At 48.5% G+C, this 16,972-nt stretch carries 14 protein-coding genes; 12 read left to right on the top strand and 2 right to left on the bottom strand.

What is annotated here, in order from left to right; genetic code table 11:
- Window positions 1–89: 89 nt before the first annotated feature.
- Window positions 90–935: a DUF4214 domain-containing protein gene (locus tag ACCC71_RS02100; RefSeq protein ID WP_434310792.1), complete on the top strand. Its 846-nt coding sequence runs from the start codon at window positions 90–92 to the stop codon at window positions 933–935.
- 286 nt (window positions 936–1,221) lie between these two features.
- A complete protein-coding gene (carB, locus tag ACCC71_RS02105) occupies window positions 1,222–4,446 on the top strand; it encodes a carbamoyl-phosphate synthase large subunit (protein WP_434310793.1) in 3,225 nt (1,074 codons plus the stop codon).
- A gap of 75 nt (window positions 4,447–4,521) precedes the next feature.
- Here the strand turns inward: carB and ACCC71_RS02110 are convergent, their stop codons facing one another.
- The gene (locus ACCC71_RS02110) at window positions 4,522–5,448 is read right to left on the bottom strand and encodes a LysR family transcriptional regulator (RefSeq protein WP_434310794.1); all 927 of its coding nucleotides are present in this window, start codon (window positions 5,446–5,448) and stop codon (window positions 4,522–4,524) included.
- Window positions 5,449–5,806: 358 nt separating this feature from the next.
- Here ACCC71_RS02110 and ACCC71_RS02115 point away from each other — a divergent pair, with 358 nt between their 5' ends.
- The 4 genes from ACCC71_RS02115 to ACCC71_RS02130 all read left to right on the top strand — a co-directional run bounded on the left by ACCC71_RS02115 (window position 5,807) and on the right by ACCC71_RS02130 (window position 10,699).
- A complete protein-coding gene (locus ACCC71_RS02115) occupies window positions 5,807–7,033 on the top strand; it encodes a hypothetical protein (protein ID WP_434310795.1) in 1,227 nt (408 codons plus the stop codon).
- A 115-nt stretch (window positions 7,034–7,148) separates the two neighbouring features.
- Entirely contained in the window at window positions 7,149–8,360 is a 1,212-nt protein-coding gene (locus tag ACCC71_RS02120; protein WP_434310796.1) for a hypothetical protein, read from the top strand.
- Window positions 8,361–8,517: 157 nt separating this feature from the next.
- On the top strand, window positions 8,518–9,804 hold the full coding sequence (locus ACCC71_RS02125; RefSeq protein WP_434310797.1) for an SLC13 family permease: 1,287 nt from the start codon (window positions 8,518–8,520) through the stop codon (window positions 9,802–9,804).
- A 19-nt stretch (window positions 9,805–9,823) separates the two neighbouring features.
- Window positions 9,824–10,699, top strand: coding sequence for an MBL fold metallo-hydrolase (locus ACCC71_RS02130; RefSeq protein WP_434310798.1), 876 nt, complete (start codon window positions 9,824–9,826; stop codon window positions 10,697–10,699).
- A gap of 88 nt (window positions 10,700–10,787) precedes the next feature.
- Here ACCC71_RS02130 and ACCC71_RS02135 read toward each other — a convergent pair whose 3' ends face one another.
- The gene (locus ACCC71_RS02135; protein WP_434310799.1) at window positions 10,788–11,423 is read right to left on the bottom strand and encodes a superoxide dismutase; all 636 of its coding nucleotides are present in this window, start codon (window positions 11,421–11,423) and stop codon (window positions 10,788–10,790) included.
- Between the two features lie 207 nt (window positions 11,424–11,630).
- On the opposite strand from ACCC71_RS02135, the gene ACCC71_RS02140 reads away from it, so the two are divergent.
- From ACCC71_RS02140 to ACCC71_RS02165, 6 genes are all read left to right on the top strand, one after another.
- Window positions 11,631–12,311 (top strand): GntR family transcriptional regulator, encoded by a 681-nt coding sequence (locus ACCC71_RS02140; protein WP_434310800.1) that lies wholly within the window; start codon window positions 11,631–11,633, stop codon window positions 12,309–12,311.
- Window positions 12,308–12,814 carry a TRAP transporter small permease gene (locus tag ACCC71_RS02145; protein ID WP_434310801.1) on the top strand — a complete coding sequence of 169 codons (507 nt, stop codon included), beginning with the start codon at window positions 12,308–12,310 and terminating at the stop codon, window positions 12,812–12,814. The genes ACCC71_RS02140 and ACCC71_RS02145 overlap by 4 nt, the downstream gene beginning before the upstream one ends.
- A complete protein-coding gene (locus ACCC71_RS02150; RefSeq protein WP_434311793.1) occupies window positions 12,814–14,097 on the top strand; it encodes a TRAP transporter large permease in 1,284 nt (427 codons plus the stop codon). The genes ACCC71_RS02145 and ACCC71_RS02150 overlap by 1 nt, the downstream gene beginning before the upstream one ends.
- A 94-nt stretch (window positions 14,098–14,191) precedes the next feature.
- Window positions 14,192–15,313: a TRAP transporter substrate-binding protein gene (locus tag ACCC71_RS02155; RefSeq protein WP_434310802.1), complete on the top strand. Its 1,122-nt coding sequence runs from the start codon at window positions 14,192–14,194 to the stop codon at window positions 15,311–15,313.
- 10 nt (window positions 15,314–15,323) lie between these two features.
- Window positions 15,324–16,187 carry an MBL fold metallo-hydrolase gene (locus tag ACCC71_RS02160; RefSeq protein ID WP_434310803.1) on the top strand — a complete coding sequence of 288 codons (864 nt, stop codon included), beginning with the start codon at window positions 15,324–15,326 and terminating at the stop codon, window positions 16,185–16,187.
- Between the two features lie 95 nt (window positions 16,188–16,282).
- Window positions 16,283–16,921, top strand: a complete 639-nt coding sequence (locus ACCC71_RS02165; protein WP_434310804.1) for a GntR family transcriptional regulator — start codon at window positions 16,283–16,285, stop codon at window positions 16,919–16,921.
- Window positions 16,922–16,972: the final 51 nt, after the last annotated feature.

Consider the following 16,972-nt stretch of genomic DNA (forward strand, 5'->3'; position numbering starts at 1 on the left):
AAAAAGCTGTGGCCAAAGGCTGCAGCTTTTGTGGCTCCTTTCTCTTTTGGGTCATATAATAACAAGAACCAACGAAAAAGGAGTAGTTTATGACGAATCAAGAAAAGCGGCAGAAAATTGCCGATGCGGTGATCAGCCGGGAAGGGAAAAATAAGTATACCCAGACCGCAAAACGCGATCGAGTGGCATCCGGCTGGTCCGACTGCAGTTCTTTGACCCACTGGGCGCACAAAACAGCCATTGGTGTGGATATTGGAGACGACACCGCGGCTCAGATCGTAAGCGACAATCTAACTACTGTAAACGTAGAAATTCGGGACGGCGTACCGGATGAAAGCGCATTGCTGGTCGGAGATTTACTGTTTTTCCGCGGCAGAAGCTTAAGCCGGAAGCCGTATCAATATGTGGGCCATGTGGAAACCTATGTCGGAAACGGAGAAACCTCCGGACACGGCAGCGGCGTCGGCCCTACCAGAAAAAATATGGCGGATTACTGCCGCGAACGGCAGGCATCCTCATCGCCGGTGCCAGCGGGAAATCGCGGTCTGATCTGCGTCCGCCGGGCGGTACCGCTTTCACCGGAAGAAGAACAAGGACAGAAAGGAGACTGGGACGGAGTGAATACAGAACAATTTGTAAAGGACCTTTATGTGGAGCTTCTTGGCCGGTATCCGGATACTGGCGGCTTGAAAGACTGGGTCAATAGGATTGCTGAAGGAGCAAACTTCCGGGAGGTCTATGAAGGAATCGGAAACTCGGAGGAAGGGCGCAAATATTTTGTCCGCGAACTTTATCTCCATCTTCTTAAGCGAGAGCCGGACGAGGACGGCTTAAAGAACTGGACCGCCGCATTAGCGGGAGGAGCCAGCAAATCTCAGGTGTACCAGGACTTTTTAAACAGTGAAGAATACCAGAAGAAAAACAAAAAATCATAAAAAATGAAATCTGCTTTGCGAGGGCCCTCCATCGAAGGGCCCTTTTTTATTCTATAGGAAATTCTTTATTCTCTCACGAATTCGCTTATTTTTACGGAAAAATGCAATTACCTTTTCCGGCGCCGGGACAACATCGCTATTCAGGTTTGAAAGGCTTGAATTATCTGGAAAAAGCGCGGAATCCTTAGGAAAAAAAGATGTCGAAAGCGTAAAAAAAGAAGTGACAAGGAAAAAGGAAGATGCTATACTATAGGACGAGTAAAAATACAGTTCTGGAGGGAGATCAATGGGAAAGAGAACAGACATACATAAAGTCATGATTATCGGCTCGGGCCCGATTATCATTGGACAGGCGTGTGAGTTTGACTATTCAGGTACGCAGGCCTGTAAAGCGCTGCGCTCCCTGGGCTATCAGATTATTCTGGTGAATTCCAATCCGGCCACGATTATGACCGATCCGGGAATCGCCGATGTGACTTATATTGAACCGCTGAACGTAGAGCGGTTGGAGCAGATCATTGCAAAGGAGAGACCGGACGCGCTGCTGCCGAATCTGGGCGGACAATCGGGATTGAATCTTTGCTCGGAGTTAAACAGCAAAGGAATTTTGGACAAATACAACGTAAAGGTCATCGGCGTTCAGGTAGATGCCATTGAACGCGGGGAGGACCGGATCGAGTTTAAAAATACCATGAATAAGCTGGGCATCGAGATGGCTCGCAGCGAAGTGGCCTACACGGTGGAGGATGCGCTGGCGATTGCTGATAAGCTGGGTTATCCGGTGGTGCTCCGTCCGGCCTATACCATGGGCGGCGCCGGCGGCGGATTGGTATATAATAAGGAAGAACTGACCACGGTCGTCACCCGCGGCTTGCAGGCAAGTCTGGTGGGGCAGGTTCTGGTAGAAGAGTCGATTCTTGGCTGGGAGGAACTGGAACTGGAAGTTGTTCGCGATGCCAAGGGGCAGATGATTACCGTCTGCTTTATCGAAAATATTGATCCGCTGGGTGTTCATACCGGAGATTCTTTCTGTTCGGCTCCGATGCTGACGATTTCTGAGGAGACTCAGAAACGTTTGCAGGAACAGGCGTATCGGATTGTCAATGAGGTGCAAGTCATTGGCGGAACGAACGTACAGTTTGCTCACGATCCGGTCAGCGACCGCGTGGTTGTCATTGAAATCAATCCCAGAACTTCCCGTTCTTCTGCCCTTGCCTCAAAGGCGACTGGTTTCCCGATCGCCCTGGTATCCGCGATGCTGGCGGCCGGGTTGACTTTGGACGAGATTCCGTGCGGGAAATATGGAACTTTGGATCAGTATGTTCCGGGCGGAGACTATATTGTTATTAAATTTGCCCGCTGGGCTTTTGAAAAATTCAAAGGCGTGGAAGATAAGCTGGGTACTCAGATGCGGGCTGTCGGCGAAGTGATGAGCATCGGGAAAACCTATAAGGAGGCGTTCCAGAAAGCAATCCGCAGCTTGGAGATTGGCCGTTCTGGCTTGGGATTTGTGAAAGACTTCCGCGAAAAGACCAAGGAAGAACTGTTAAAAATGCTGGCGGTGCCCACCAGTGAGCGTCAGTTTATCATGTATGAGGCGCTGCGCAAGGGCGCGACCGTCGACGAGCTGTTTGAACTGACGAAGATCAAACACTATTTCATCGAGCAGATGAAGGAATTGGTGGAAGAAGAGGAAGAGATTCTAAAGCACAAGGGACAGATGCTTCCCGACGAACTGCTGACCCAGGCTAAGAAGGACGGTTTTGCGGATAAATACCTGGCGAAGCTTCTGGAACGGAGCGAAGGGGAAATTCGAGAGCGGCGTCTTGCGATCGGCGTAAAGGAGGCATGGGAAGGCGTTCATGTCAGCGGTACTAAAGACAACGCTTACTACTATTCCACCTATAATCTGAAAGAGGACAAGAGCCCGGTTAACAATGACCGCCAGAAGATCATGATCCTCGGCGGAGGCCCCAACCGGATTGGTCAGGGAATCGAGTTTGACTACTGCTGCGTTCATGCGGCGCTGGCGTTAAAGGATCTGGGCTTTGAGACAATTATTGTCAACTGTAATCCGGAGACAGTATCCACGGATTATGATACTTCCGATAAGCTGTATTTTGAGCCCTTGACCTTGGAGGATGTGCTGAGCATCCATGAGAAAGAGAAGCCTGCCGGCGTGATCGCCCAGTTTGGCGGCCAGACCCCTCTAAACTTAGCTGCGGATCTGGAAAAGGCCGGCGTGAAGATCTTAGGAACTTCGCCGAAGATTATCGATTTGGCGGAAGACCGCGATCATTTCCGTGCGATGATGGATCGCCTGGAGATCCCGATGCCGGAGTCTGGTATGGCGGTGACTGTGGAAGACGCTTTGGAGATTGCGGACAGAATCGGCTATCCGGTAATGGTTCGCCCGTCTTATGTATTGGGCGGACGGGGCATGGAAGTGGTTCACGATGCGGAAAGCCTGGTTGGCTATATGCAGGCGGCAGTAGGGGTCACTCCGGATCGTCCGATCCTGATCGACCGGTTCCTGCATCACGCCATGGAATGCGAAGCCGACGCGATTGCCGACGGGACCCATGCCTTTGTTCCAGCAGTCATGGAGCATATCGAGCTGGCCGGCGTCCATTCGGGAGATTCGGCTTGCATGATTCCGTCCCAGCATATCAGCGAGGAAAACTTAAAGACCATTAAAGAATATACCAAGAAGATTGCGGAGGAGATGCACGTCTGCGGACTGATGAATATGCAGTACGCAATTGAAGACGATAAAGTATTTGTATTGGAGGCGAATCCCCGCGCATCCCGGACCGTGCCGCTGGTTTCTAAGGTCTGCAATATTCAGATGGTGCGCCTGGCAACGCAGATTATTACGGGCGATTTGACTGGAAAGCCGTCGCCGGTACTGGAATTAAAGGAAAAGAAGTTCAAACATTGCGGCGTGAAGGAATCGGTGTTCCCGTTCAATATGTTCCCGGAGGTGGACCCGGTATTAGGGCCGGAGATGCGTTCCACCGGAGAGGTACTGGGATTGGCGCCGAACTTTGGCGAGGCTTTCTACAAAGCGGAAGAAGCAACCCAGACCAAGCTTCCTCTGTCTGGTACGGTGCTCATCAGCGTCAGCGATAAGGATAAGCAGGAGGCTGTCCAGGTGGCGAAGGAATTCCATGAGGCAGGTTTCCGCATTGTGGCCACCGGCCGCACCTGCGATATGATTCAGGCGGCGGGTATCCCGGCCGAAAAGATCAAAAAGCTTTACCAGGGCCGGCCGAATATTTTGGATGCCATCAAAAACGGAGAAATTCAGATGGTCATCAATACGCCGGTTGGAAAAGAGGGCGAGCATGACGATAGTTATATTCGGAAAGCGGCGATCAAAGCGCGCATTTCTTATATGACTACCATGGCTGCCGCGGCGGCTTCGGTCAGCGGAATCCGCGCCGTGCAGAGAGACGGCCAGATCGGTGTAAAATCCTTGCAGCAGATTCACAGTGAAATTGAAGAGTAAGAGATAATGAAAAAGTGCGATACATTCGGTTTACCGGTTGTATCGCACTTTTTTAATAGGAAATTCTCCTTTGTGTCAAGGGGAGGTGGAATCAGGAGATGGAAAATAATCCTGTACAAAATTCCAGAAATCAAGGGCTGCTTCCGACATCAGGGATTCCTTGCGGCGCATCAGAAAGATCTGGCGCGAGGTATTATAATTCTTGATATGAAATGTCCTGATATCCGGCGATAGTTGGCGGGCGACCCGCAGGCAGCATTCCGGCAGAATGCAGATGGCCTTTCCAGCGTCGACAAAGCGCATTTTGGTAATAAAATCTTCCGTACTGCAGAATATTTTTGGGGAATAGCCTGCCGCCCGGCAAAGTTTGTAGGTAATGTCAGAGTAAAAGATCGTTACATCCGGCATCTCAATAAAGAAATCATCTTTCAGTTCTTCCATCGAAAGTTCCGAAATATTTTCCGGATAGCGACGGTATCTGGGCGATATGAGAATACAGTGCTGCTCCTCAAACAGAGGGTGGAAAAACCAGGCTTGTTCATTTTTACTCAGCATCGTGGCTTCACTTTGCGTGCCCAGCACAAAGTCGGTCTGCTCCGTCAAATTTTCATCTTTGTCCTGGGATTGTCCTACGGTTATTCTTATCTTGGGATTCAGTTCTGTATAGGCTAAAATACAGTCTGTAATACAATCGGCAAAGGCATGGCAGACAATGCGGATTTCCCCGCAGGTATCATACTGAGCCTGTTTTATAATTCGGAAGCCGGAATGTAGGTTATCTAGAGCTTTTCTAGCATAGACCGCGAAGTTTTTTCCATAGTCATTCAGCTTGATCGCATTTCCATAGCGATCAAAAAGTTTCGTTCCTACTTCTTTTTCTAGATTAGCAATACTTTTGCTGAGCGCAGGCTGGGAGATTCCGATAAAAGCAGCGCTGCTCGACATGTGTTCCTGCTCAGATAGGACCAGGAAGTATTCCAACTGTTTCATATCCATATCCATTTACCCTCCCTTTCAGTATTCCCTTTTGTTATAGTATCATAAAAGACGGTTCATTGCCAGATAAAATGATAGCAGATATAATTTTACTAGGAAAGCTCCGGACGGCGGCCATAAATGAGCCATGCTTGCATGAGCGAATTTATGGGCATCGGACGGGCAAAAAAGTATGAGCAAGGAGCCTGATAAGGCGGAATGCGAATACTTTTGACAGATGCGAGAGCGCGAAGCGCGCAGCAGCTGGCTTTCCTCTTGGGCACGCTTCTGCTCCGCAAGGTTTGAAGCAATAGGTTTCAGCTGCGAGAACGCGAGGCGTGCAGCAGCTGGCTTTCATTCGTAAAGGGAAAGGACGGGAGGAACGATGAACTTCTATTATAATCGGGAAACGCTGCATTTTACGGCAAACTGGGACGTTGCTTTGACGGACCGATATCAGTATCTGATGGCGGGAGCTGCTTTGGCGGCTGGTCATGATTTGCTGATTCCGGCCCAGGACTTGCAGCGTCTTTATTCTCCTGAGATGAAGATCCAGCTTTCGGGAGAAAAAGCGGTTTTTGTGATGAATGATAGAACCGTGCAGGTAGAATCAGGCAGCGATCGTATGTTTTTAAACGGAAATCCGGTGCGTTTATCAGCAGAGTGCCGAATGGAGAATGGGCTTTTGTACGTACCGGTGGGACAACTGATGAGCCTGGGCTTTGAGAAAACCGTTCGATCCACAGGAGAATTGACGCCCTCCTACATCAGTCCCGAAGCCAAGGGGATCTATAATCCGGGAGGAATCTTATCGGACGAAGAGATGATTGTAGCTGTCGGCGAACATGATGGTTGTTCGATTGACGGCGCTTTGCTTCGCTATATCGATTTGATTCGCCGAGGGAAACGTTATGGGGAGCAGTACCGTACCTATTGGATGGACGGACCTCAGAAAGTTATTCCCTATATTACATATATACCGACTTCCTATCAGCCAGGCGAGCCTGCTAAAATGGTGGTGTTTTTGCATGGAGGAAGCTACGATCTGGGCGAAAAGTATGCATTTCGCTTTGCTGGACATAAGCTGCAGATGGCCTGCGAAAAGTATCATTACATTCTTTTATGCGCCAATGCTTGCACGCTTCTCAGCAGTTATGGAAATATGCCGCCGCATATCCAAGCATGCGGTACGGAAGAAGAAAAGCAATATTATCAATGGGGAGACGACTCTGTGATGCAGGCGATAGCAGAGGTAAAGAAGGAGTATGCCATTGACGAAAAACATATTTATCTGATGGGAAATTCCATGGGAGCGGGAGGAACCTTCTATCTGCCGACGGTACACCCCGGCATGTTCCGGGCGTTGGCTCCCGGAGCCGGAAGCTTAAAAGTGATGTGTCCGGAGCATCTGGAAGCCCTGGACGGCATGCCTATCATCTATCCGGCAGGCACGGAGGATGACTTTGGTTTTGACCATATTTTGGAATCCAGAGATATGCTGACGGCAGCCGGAGCAGAGGTGGAGATGGCGGTCGTGGGAGGCGGCCATCACCTGGACGCCTGGGTCGATGTGATCGACGATATTTTCCGGTTCTTTGAAAAACACGCATAGGTACAGAACTCTATTGGAAGGGAACATACCTGGAACTGTCCAATGAACTGGTGGATGATTAGACGAGCTTTATGAAATACAGAAATCTGCAATGTCTTAGTGTAAAGGAGAATTTATGGCAATACCGAAAGCGCCCCTGGGGCAAGAATTTGGATACGATTTTCAATATGCCGTCTTTTTAAAGGAGCCGGGGAGAGTTACTCTTTTTCTCGATTCCTATCTCTATGAACCGGCTTTTTCCCCGACTGTGATTTGCGGGGAGGTCTATCTGGCCGCGTCGGAGCTGTGCCGGATCTATGCGCCTTACCTGGAGATAAAATGGCAGGGCAAGACGGCTGCGTTTACTTACCGGCATCCGCTGGAAGAGGAAAAGGCAGGAGAGCTAAAGAAGGATGAAATCTGTTTCATCGAGAATCAGCTCTATGTGAAAGCGGCCGGTGTTGTAGGACGCTGTCTAGGCAAAGAGGTTCAGGAAGAGGATGGGTTTGCGATCCTTGCAGTGGAAGGAAAAAAGCCTGTCTGCGAGGCATTCTCCTCGCCTTTTGCCCGCAGGGCCCTGGAAAACCGGCTGCATAATAAGGTATACGGGGAGCAGAATTTTTCTGTGTGGATGGAAGAGGCCGAGAGGATCATACCCTACCGGATGTATATCCCTTGCAGCTATCGTCCTGGCGCGCCCCAGAAGACAATCGTCTGTTTTCACGGCGGGGATGCCAATGCGGACTATGTATTTCAGCATACAAATAATGAGATTTGTCTGTATGCGGAAAAATACGGCTACGTGATTTTAGCCCTTTGCAGCTATCGGAAATATACATTTTTTGGCGCGTCCAAGGTGCCGACTGGCGGGGAGAAGGCAGAGCCTAATTCCGTCAATCCCTGCGGTCTTACGAAAGAGCAAATGGCTCACTGCAATACGGCGGAGGCATCCGTGCTTTTTCAGATCGAGGACGCCAAGAAAAGGTATACGCTGGATTCGGATCATCTGTACGCGATGGGAAATTCCGGTGGGTGTCTTGGGATTTTCCAGCAGATAAAAATTCTTCCCAAGGGCTATTTTAAGAGAGTGGTCTGCTCGGGCGGAATGCCCTCCATTGATTTTTTGGATACGGAGCTGTTAAAGGAAAAGGGAACGCGGATCCTTCTTTTGATGGCGACGGAAGATATATTTGACGGACAATATACCCGCCAGGTGGGGTATCCCTTTTTGAGAGAGCGAGGCGTCGCGGTGGACTTTCATCCGGTGGGGGGCGGAAGCCATCTGCTTGGCTGGACGCGCGCGTTGGATGTCATCTTTGCGTATTTTGAACAAGACTATTCCAAATAGTTATAGTACCATGAGACCTGCATTATTGCCTTTTTCTTATGGAAAATATATAATCTGATACAGTAACCAGTGATTTGAAGCGGATCGCGCATCGCCGGCAGCAGCGGACAGCTTCCCCAAACACAAAACTTATGAAAAGTAGTAAAGGAGAGAGAAGATGAATACAGGATTAATACTGACATTAATCGCATTTGTATTTGTTGCAGTTGCCCTGTTATCCGGGAAAATTGCTCCTTCCGTGGCCTGCGGTGTAGCCGTTGTATTTTTGTGGCTGGCCGGCGTTATTGATATGACGGAAGTGTTTGCCAACTTTGTAAGCAGCAACATCATCGTCATGGTAGGCATGATGATCGTGATTGCCGCCCTTTTGAAAACAAGCATTCTGGCCAACATAGCCGGATTGGTAAAGAAATCAAAAGGAAACAGCATTCGGATTCTGCTTGTAATCGGTATGATTATTCCCTTTATTTTGTGCCAGTTTATCGGCGGCGTTACCGCTATGATTACGGTGCTGCCTCTGCTGATCGCCCTGGCCGCTGAGATTGGTATATCCCCGACCTTGTTGGTACTTCCCGCATCTGTCGGCGCTCAGGCAGGCTTGATGGCTTTGCCCATCGGCGGTGCGGCAGCCATGTATTTAATGAAAAACCAGATGGCCGCCAATGTAGGCAGTATGGAAGAGTTGGGGTTCTGGGATCTGTGTTTGACCCGTCTTCCCGGAACGATTGTACTTATGGTATTTGTCGTATTGGTTGGATATAAGCTGCTTCCGAAGAGAGCCTTGGGAGATGCAGAGGCCCTGGATCACAAGCCGGATGTGCTGAAAAAATCCCAGCTTCCCAAGTGGAAGGAGACGGCTGCTTACATAATTTTCTTCGGTTCTTTGGCCGCGATGATTTTCAGCGCTCAGCTGGGAATCTCCAACGCGCAGATTTCTACGATTGCTGCTTTCCTGTGTGTGCTGCTTGGTATTTTGAATGAACGTGAGATGTATCAGGCGGTAAACTGGTCTTTGATCTTTATGATGTCCTTTATGCTGGCTATCGTAACCGCTCTGTCCAACAGCGGCGCGGGAGACCTGATTGCCAGCGCTCTGTCCGGCGTTTTCGGTTTGGGCAACATGGTTTTGATTGTGGCTATTGTGTTTATTGTGTGCGTGGTTCTGACTCAGTTTATGGACAATATGTCCCTGATCAATATTTTGACGCCGATCTGTATTATGGCCTGTATGCAGAACAACATCAGCGCGCTGCCGATCATCTGCGCCATTGATTGTTCTTGCCTGGCGTCCTTCAGCACGCCGCTGGCGTCCCCCAGTTCCCTGATGGCATACAAGCTGGGCGGTTACAGCATGAAGGAGATGCTGAAATTCAGCGTTCCGTTGATTATGCTGTCCGCGATTGTTTCTATTATCTGGGTGCCGCTGTATTTCAGCTTCCGCTAAGGTTTTTAGGAGGTAAACGATGTCCCAGGACAAGAAAAATAATACAAACCATGACTTTGATCCAACGATGTTCCAGCCGCTGGAGCCAGTAAAGCTGTTTGACGACTATTACTACATCGGGAACAAGCTGGTTGGATTCCATGTATTAAAGACCAGCGAGGGGCTGGTTCTCTTTGAGGCCATGGATAAATATGATGTGGACGATGAATTTTTGATTCCCGGCTTAAAGAAACTAGGCCTTGAGAAAGAAAAAATTCTTATGCTGTTTTTAACTCACGGCCATTTTGATCACTATATGGGGGCGGAAAAGGTTCGCCTGCGTACTGGCTGTGAGGTGGCTTTGAGCGCCGAGGATGCCGTTTTTATGGTAAACGGGCCAGATAACTACTTGGATATCGAGGATTTGCGGGTTCCCCGCATTACCCGGATTTTGAAGGACGGCGAGGATTTGACGTTCGGCGGCCATACGGTTCATGTGATTTTGGCCCCTGGCCACACGCCTGGCTGCCTGAATTATTCCTTTGAGGTTCATGACAAAGGAACGCCCCATCGGGTTGTGATGGTTGGCGGTTACGGTGTTTTTGGCCCCGGCGTATATCCTGGAAGCCATGAATATCCTCACAGCGTGACCCATGCGGTCGGGCAGGCTTTGGAGTTTGCGACGTCCTGCGTAAAGACATGGGAGTATGTGAAGGAGAAGGGGTGCGACGTGTACCTGAATCCCCATCCACATCTCTGCGATTTGCTGAAACTGGCAGAGCAGAACCAGTCCCGCAAGGATGGCGAGGAGAACGCCTTTGTGATCGGAACAGAAGGCGTCCGAAAATGGATTCAAGAGCGCTTTGACGTGTGCCTGGATTGCGCGCAGAAATTTACGGATATCCGAGGAAATTAATAAAATCTTGGAAAGTTTAAAAATGCCGTTGGAATAAAACCAGCGGCATTTTTTCTTTGTTGATACCTGAACCCCATGAGAAAAGAATTTAGGATTCCATCCCGAAGCAGCGCATGTAGCGTTCGTTGGCATTCTCCCAATTGACAACATGGAACCAGTCGTCGATATAGTCTGCTCTCATATTATAATGCTTTAAATAATACGCATGTTCCCAGACATCCAAATTCAGGATGGGGCACATGCCCAGCGCCAAGGGGGTATCCTGATTTTGGGTTGTGATAATTTTTAGCTGTCCAGCGGCATTTAGGACAAGCCAGGCATATCCGGAGCCAAACACAGAAAGAGCCGCCGCTTTGAATTGATCTTCAAAAGTGGAATAGTTGCCAAATTCCATTTGAATTGCTTCCCCCAACATCCCCACCGGCTGGGGTGGAGCGGGGTTGGCCAGATTTTCAAAATATAATTGGTGGCTGAAGACGCCGCCGCCATTATTTTTTACGGAGGTTTGAATCTCTTCCGGCAGGCTTGGAATATTTGACAGCAATTGTTCTAGAGTCCAATCCTGAAACTGCGGATATTGGCTGAGCGTATGGTTCAGGTTATCAATATAGGTTTGCAGATGCTTGTCATGGTGCAGATGCATGGTTTTTTCATCGATATAAGGCTCCATCGCATCGTAGTCATAAGGTAATGGCACATTGATAAATTTGTAGTGTTTGTTCAATTTATTTTTCCGCTTTTTTCCAGTATATGCACTGGGATGGGGGAGTGTTCCTTTTCCGAAAGAGAAAAAACGAAGTATTTTTTAAAGTTTGGATTGACAAAGTAAAAAATATGTTTATAATAAATGTATGATCAGTGATTGATCAAAAATAGATCAATAAAAAATCAATAGTAGATCAAAAGACGATCAAATAGATAGGATGGGCAAATGGAAAAGCAAACATACAGTCAGGCCGCCTATGAAGCAATTAAAAATAGTTTGATCCAGGGAGCATATGGGAAATATGTGAATGGCCGCCGCATTGCAACAGAACTTGGTATGGGATATTCGCCTGTGCGGGAGGCGTTGCAGCGGCTGTTACAGGAAGGGTTATTGGAAAGGATTCCCAATAGCGGATATTTTGTCCGGGAGATTGAGTGGAAGGATATCAGCAGAATATTCCAAGTACGCGAGTGCGTTGAGCTTTTTATTTGGGATCAAATGTTTGATGAGATCGACGAATCCACTTTACGGCGGATGGAATTGCTGCATGAAAAAGAAATCCAGGCGGCTGCACAGCAGGATTTTGTAGTATGCCGAGAGATTGACATTGAATTTCATGGGATTTTACCAGAGCAATATCGGAACCGGGATTTACTGTTTCTTTATCGGAATTGCCGAGAAAAGCAGATGATCTGTGTCAACCAGCCTTTGGCTCTTTACAATCAGGAAGCGATTCGGGAGCATGGCGAGATCATAGGGCAGGTTCGGGAAGGCAGAAAAGAAGCGGCTTTAGCATTACTGAGGAAGCATATTTTAAACTTTCGAGAGCGAATGCAAGGGAATATTCGGGAAAGCGGAATGAGATGGGCGGAAAAGCCGAAAAATAATAGAGGAGGAAGCAAATGAAAAAGATTTTACAAATGTTGGATCAGCACTTGGAAGAATGGTTATTAACCTTTTTTCTGGGATTAATTGCAGCGATTATGTTACTGCAGGTGGTCATGCGGTATTTGTTTGGAAATGCCTTGGCTTGGCCGGAAGAGGTTTGCCGCTATCTGTATATATGGAGCTGTTTCTTGGGGATCAGCTACTGCATTTCTCAGGGCACAGAACTTCGAATCGACCTGTTTGAGAAGCTCTTCCGGGGAAAAGCGAAAAAGGGAGTTCAAATATTGTTACAAGGAATTTGCGTTATTCTCTATATGTATCTCTTTTATACTTCCTTGTCGGTATTTCAACATGTATATGAGACTGCACAGCTTAGTTCAGCAGCTAGAATCCCTATGTATCTGGTATATTTATCGATCCCTGTCAGCCTGGCTTTAGCAGTTGCTCGAGGCGTTCAGCAGGTGGTTCGAATTTTTGGCCGAAAAGAACAGGGGAAAAATACGGAGGAGAAAACGCTATGATCAGTGCAGTTTTGATTTTCTTTTTTGCGGGACTTTTGATTGGCTTGCCGATTATTGCCAGCATGGCGGTTTCTGTAGTGGGCCCCTTGCTTGTAACGGGAAGTACGGCCTATTCGGTAGAATCTTTTGTCCGTTGGACGCTGGGTGGAGCAGACAATACCACCTCAATCGCGATTCCAATGTTCATTTTGGCCGGGGCAATCATGGCAAAGGGTGGAATTTCCAAACGATTGTTTAACATCTTTGCCTTGGCGGCGGGTAAAAAAACAGGAGGATTGCCTTGCGCAGTAGTATTGACCTGTTTGTTCTATGGAGCAATCTCCGGATCTGGGCCTGCTACGGCGGCAGCGGTAGGCTCCATGGCGATTCCGCTGTTGATCGAATTGGGATACGAAAAAATCTTTTGTGCCGCTTTAGTCGCTACCTCGGCGGGGCTAGGGGTGATCATTCCTCCCAGTATCCCCTTTGTGCTTTACGGTATGGTCAGCAATACTTCGGTGGGAGACTTGTTTATTGCCGGGATTCTTCCGGGCATCGTGATCGGTCTGTTTCTGATGGTCTACGCGGTAATCTATTGCAGGATACGCGGGGAGGATAAAGAAAAAATTGGCGCTAACTATGAAGCGTTAAGAGCGAGAGGGATCTTTCGGGTACTTCGGGAAAGCTTTTGGGCTCTCCTTTCTCCCGTCATCATTCTGGGAGGGATTTATTCCGGAATTGTAACTCCGACGGAGGCTGCGACGATTTCTGTTTTTTATTCCATTATTGTGTCTGTGTTTGTCTATCGGGAGGTTTCGATAAAGGCGATTCCGCGCTTGATGACAGAAGCGGTGAAATCCTATGCTCCGATTATTATTTTGATCGCAATGGCTACCGCTTTTTCCAGGGCATTGACGATGCTGAACGCACCGCAGATGATCGGGGAATTTATTATCGCTACGTTCCCTACGAAGACAGCCTTTATCCTAATTATTTTGCTGGTGTTTTTTATCATGGGAATGTTTATGGACGCGGCCCCCGGAATTGCCGTGTTGGCGCCGATCTTGGTGCCGGTGGCGACGCAGCTTGGCATTTCTCCCGTCCATTTTGGCGTGATGTTAATTGTAAACCTTGCGATCGGCCAGATTACCCCACCTTTTGGCACCAATCTATTTGTAACGAGCGGCCTGGCCAAAATTCCGGTCCTTTCTCTGGGAAAGAAGGCGATTCCATTGATTTTGGTATTTGCGTTGGCCCTCTTGGTGATCGCGTTTGTGCCGTGGTTTAGCCTGGCGTTGATCTGACAACCTGACGGAAAGAAACGAACGTTTATGCTTTCTCAAAATAGGATGAGATAAGCATAGCAAATAGAAAAAGAAGATCAAAGGAGAAGAAAGAATGAAAAGAAAAAGCTTATGGATGGTATCCGCGATTTTATCGGCCGCCCTTCTGACAGCCTGCGGCGGTTCAGGAACAGCAGACACGACGAAAGCGCCAACTGCTTCGGAAACCCAGGCGGAGGCGGCTACCCAGGCAGGAACGGATGGGCAGACCCAAGCAGGTGAAGACCCTTATGCGGATCTTCCGGAAATGACGATCCATATCGCAAATACTGCGCCGGATAAAGCATCTTTGAACGTTCACAGTCTAGCCTTTGAAGAAGCTTTGGAGCGGATTACAGGCGGCAAAATTCAAGTAGAAGTACATGCAAATTCGACCATGGGAAGCGACCGGGAGTCGGCGGAGGCCGTACAGCTTGGGGAACTGAATATCATTGCGGTAACAGCAGCTCCGATGATGGGGTTTGTCCCGGAGGCAGCAGTTCTGGATATGCCGATGGTCTATACTGGTTATGATATGGAAACCATTCAGAAGGTGTTTGACGGTGAATGGGGCGACAAAATGCGCGCCGCCTTTGAGGAGAAAGGTTTTAAGCTTCTTGACGTATTTACCGGCGACGCTTATCGGCAGCTGGCAACCAATAAGAAGATAGAGAGCGCCGATGATGTAAAGGGTCTGAGAATCCGTGTCATGGAAAATGTATATCATATGGATTTTTGGCAGCAAGCAGGCGCAGCTCCCACGCCGATGGCATTTGGAGAAGTATACCTGGCTTTACAGCAAGGACTTTTAGACGCCCATGAAAATCCTCTGGAAGTGATTTACTTTAGCGGAATTTATGAGCAGCAAAAATACCTTTATACGAACGCCAATACCACGTTGTTTTCTGTGACCTTTTCTATGAACCTGGAACAGTATAACGCGCTTCCGGATGCTTATAAGCAGGCCTTTGACGAAGCGCTGGCGGAGGCGAGAGCAAAGTCTGTGGAATCTTATCAAAATAACATGAAGGAAATGCGCGTGCTGATGGAAGAGTCGGGCATGGAGTTCCTGGAACTAGATTCCAGCGTGGTTTCTTTCCTTCAGGAATCGGCAAAGAACTCTTATCAGATGTTGGCCGATGAGATTGGTTCCGAGTGGTTAGATAGCCTGTTTGCTGCTTTGGATGCGGCAAAGTAAGAGGGCAGCCATGAAAACGGTCAGAAAGCAGGTGAGCGCGCCGGCGACACAGCCGATGGGGCCGGAGGCGTTCGCAGATCGGAAAGACACCGCTCTTTACTGGTTGGGTTCCGGGGGGATTTTGATCAATACCAGAGGAACCTTATTGATGATCGATCCGGTAATTGGACGAGATGCAAAGGACCCCGAACTAAGCGAGGCAGGGTACCGCTTCTTGGTTCCGCCGCCGATTGCGCCGGAGGAAATTTTAAAGCTGGATGCGGTTTTATATACGCATGCAGATTATGACCATCTGGCGCCGGGCAGCGCCCGGGGGCTGCTTCCCACCGGAGCGACGTACCATGGAACCGATTTTACTGCGAAGACGCTTGAGAAATCCGGGATTGATTCATCCCGGATTCTCGTCCATAAAATTGGAGAGCTCTTTTCGGTAGGAGAGGTTCGAATTACCTTGACGAGAGCTTCCCACAGTTGGCAGAAAGATCGGCCGGAGTTCGACTGGTGTTATGGGCCGGAAGACTGTTGTGGCTTCTTGCTGGATACGCCGGATGGAAGGATTTGGATTCCTGGCGACAGCATTTTGCTAAAGGAGCATCTCCAAATGCAGCAGGTGGATCTTATGTTTTTCGATCTTTCCACGGATCCTTATCATTTTGGTCCGGAGGCGGCGATTCGCCTGGCCAATGAGCTCTGCCCGGCGGAGCTGCTGCTCTACCATTATGGAACCTATGACGCTCCGGATAAACCTGCATTTAACGCGGATCCGGCATCCGCCGATGGAAAACTGAAACATCCGGAACGGCTTCATATTTTGGCTCCCGGAGAGCCATACCTCTTGCGGAAAAGGGAAAAAGAGTTGTCTCCTATTTCATAATATAGTATAATGAAAATACACATTTTAGCTGAGATTTACTCCTAAAAGCGGTTAGAAGGCTGGAACTGTGAAAAGATAGGAAAAGTGGAGATAAGATGGCAAAAAAGACTTTAAGTCAGGAAGCGTATGAACAAATTAAGCAAAACCTGGAAGAAGGACTATATCAGGGATACATCAATGGAAGGCAGGTCGCACGGGATTTAAATATTGGATTTACGCCGGTTCGTGAGGCTTTTTTACAGCTGCAAAGCGAGGGACTGATTCGCAAGGTAGATAATGTGGGCTACTTTGTCAACCGGGTGGAACTGGAGGAATTGATCCAGATTTTTCAGGTGAGAGAGTGCATTGAGATGTATGTCTGGAATCAGACTTTCGATAAGATTACCGAGGTGGAAATCGCAAAGATGAAGGCTCTTCATGAGCAGGAGAAGGAGTTGTTCCGCCAGGGGATTTTGAAGGAATATACAAAGACCGATATTAAGCTCCATGGAGTGATTCTGGACTTCTTCGGAAATGCGGATCTCAGCAATCTTTATTATAATGTCCGCCAGAGATATATGCTGTGTCCGGTGAAAACCGTCAAGCAGGCCAGCGTGGCAGCGATGGAAGAACATGATCAGTGGATCGCCTATGTGGAGGCCAGGGATCGTGAGAAAGCGCTGAACTATTTACAACAACACATCAATCATACAAAAAATCGGATGAAGGAAGGATTCATTACCTTTTTAGAGTGAGATGGGAAGAAGGCATCTTTAAAGTCATAAAATGGCTGGAAGGACGCCTTC

The organism is Hominifimenecus sp. rT4P-3, from assembly GCF_051055405.1.
Lineage (GTDB): Bacteria > Bacillota > Clostridia > Lachnospirales > Lachnospiraceae > Pseudolachnospira.

Bases quoted from the DNA above. Each gene is read 5' to 3' on its own strand.
- ACCC71_RS02100 (WP_434310792.1), top strand. From the start codon at position 90: ATGACGAATCAAGAAAAGCGGCAGAAAATTGCCGATGCGGTGATCAGC.
- carB (WP_434310793.1), top strand. From the start codon at position 1,222: ATGGGAAAGAGAACAGACATACATAAAGTCATGATTATCGGCTCGGGC.
- ACCC71_RS02110 (WP_434310794.1), bottom strand. From the start codon at position 5,448: ATGGATATGGATATGAAACAGTTGGAATACTTCCTGGTCCTATCTGAG.
- ACCC71_RS02115 (WP_434310795.1), top strand. From the start codon at position 5,807: ATGAACTTCTATTATAATCGGGAAACGCTGCATTTTACGGCAAACTGG.
- ACCC71_RS02120 (WP_434310796.1), top strand. From the start codon at position 7,149: ATGGCAATACCGAAAGCGCCCCTGGGGCAAGAATTTGGATACGATTTT.
- ACCC71_RS02125 (WP_434310797.1), top strand. From the start codon at position 8,518: ATGAATACAGGATTAATACTGACATTAATCGCATTTGTATTTGTTGCA.
- ACCC71_RS02130 (WP_434310798.1), top strand. From the start codon at position 9,824: ATGTCCCAGGACAAGAAAAATAATACAAACCATGACTTTGATCCAACG.
- ACCC71_RS02140 (WP_434310800.1), top strand. From the start codon at position 11,631: ATGGAAAAGCAAACATACAGTCAGGCCGCCTATGAAGCAATTAAAAAT.
- ACCC71_RS02145 (WP_434310801.1), top strand. From the start codon at position 12,308: ATGAAAAAGATTTTACAAATGTTGGATCAGCACTTGGAAGAATGGTTA.
- ACCC71_RS02155 (WP_434310802.1), top strand. From the start codon at position 14,192: ATGAAAAGAAAAAGCTTATGGATGGTATCCGCGATTTTATCGGCCGCC.
- ACCC71_RS02160 (WP_434310803.1), top strand. From the start codon at position 15,324: ATGAAAACGGTCAGAAAGCAGGTGAGCGCGCCGGCGACACAGCCGATG.
- ACCC71_RS02165 (WP_434310804.1), top strand. From the start codon at position 16,283: ATGGCAAAAAAGACTTTAAGTCAGGAAGCGTATGAACAAATTAAGCAA.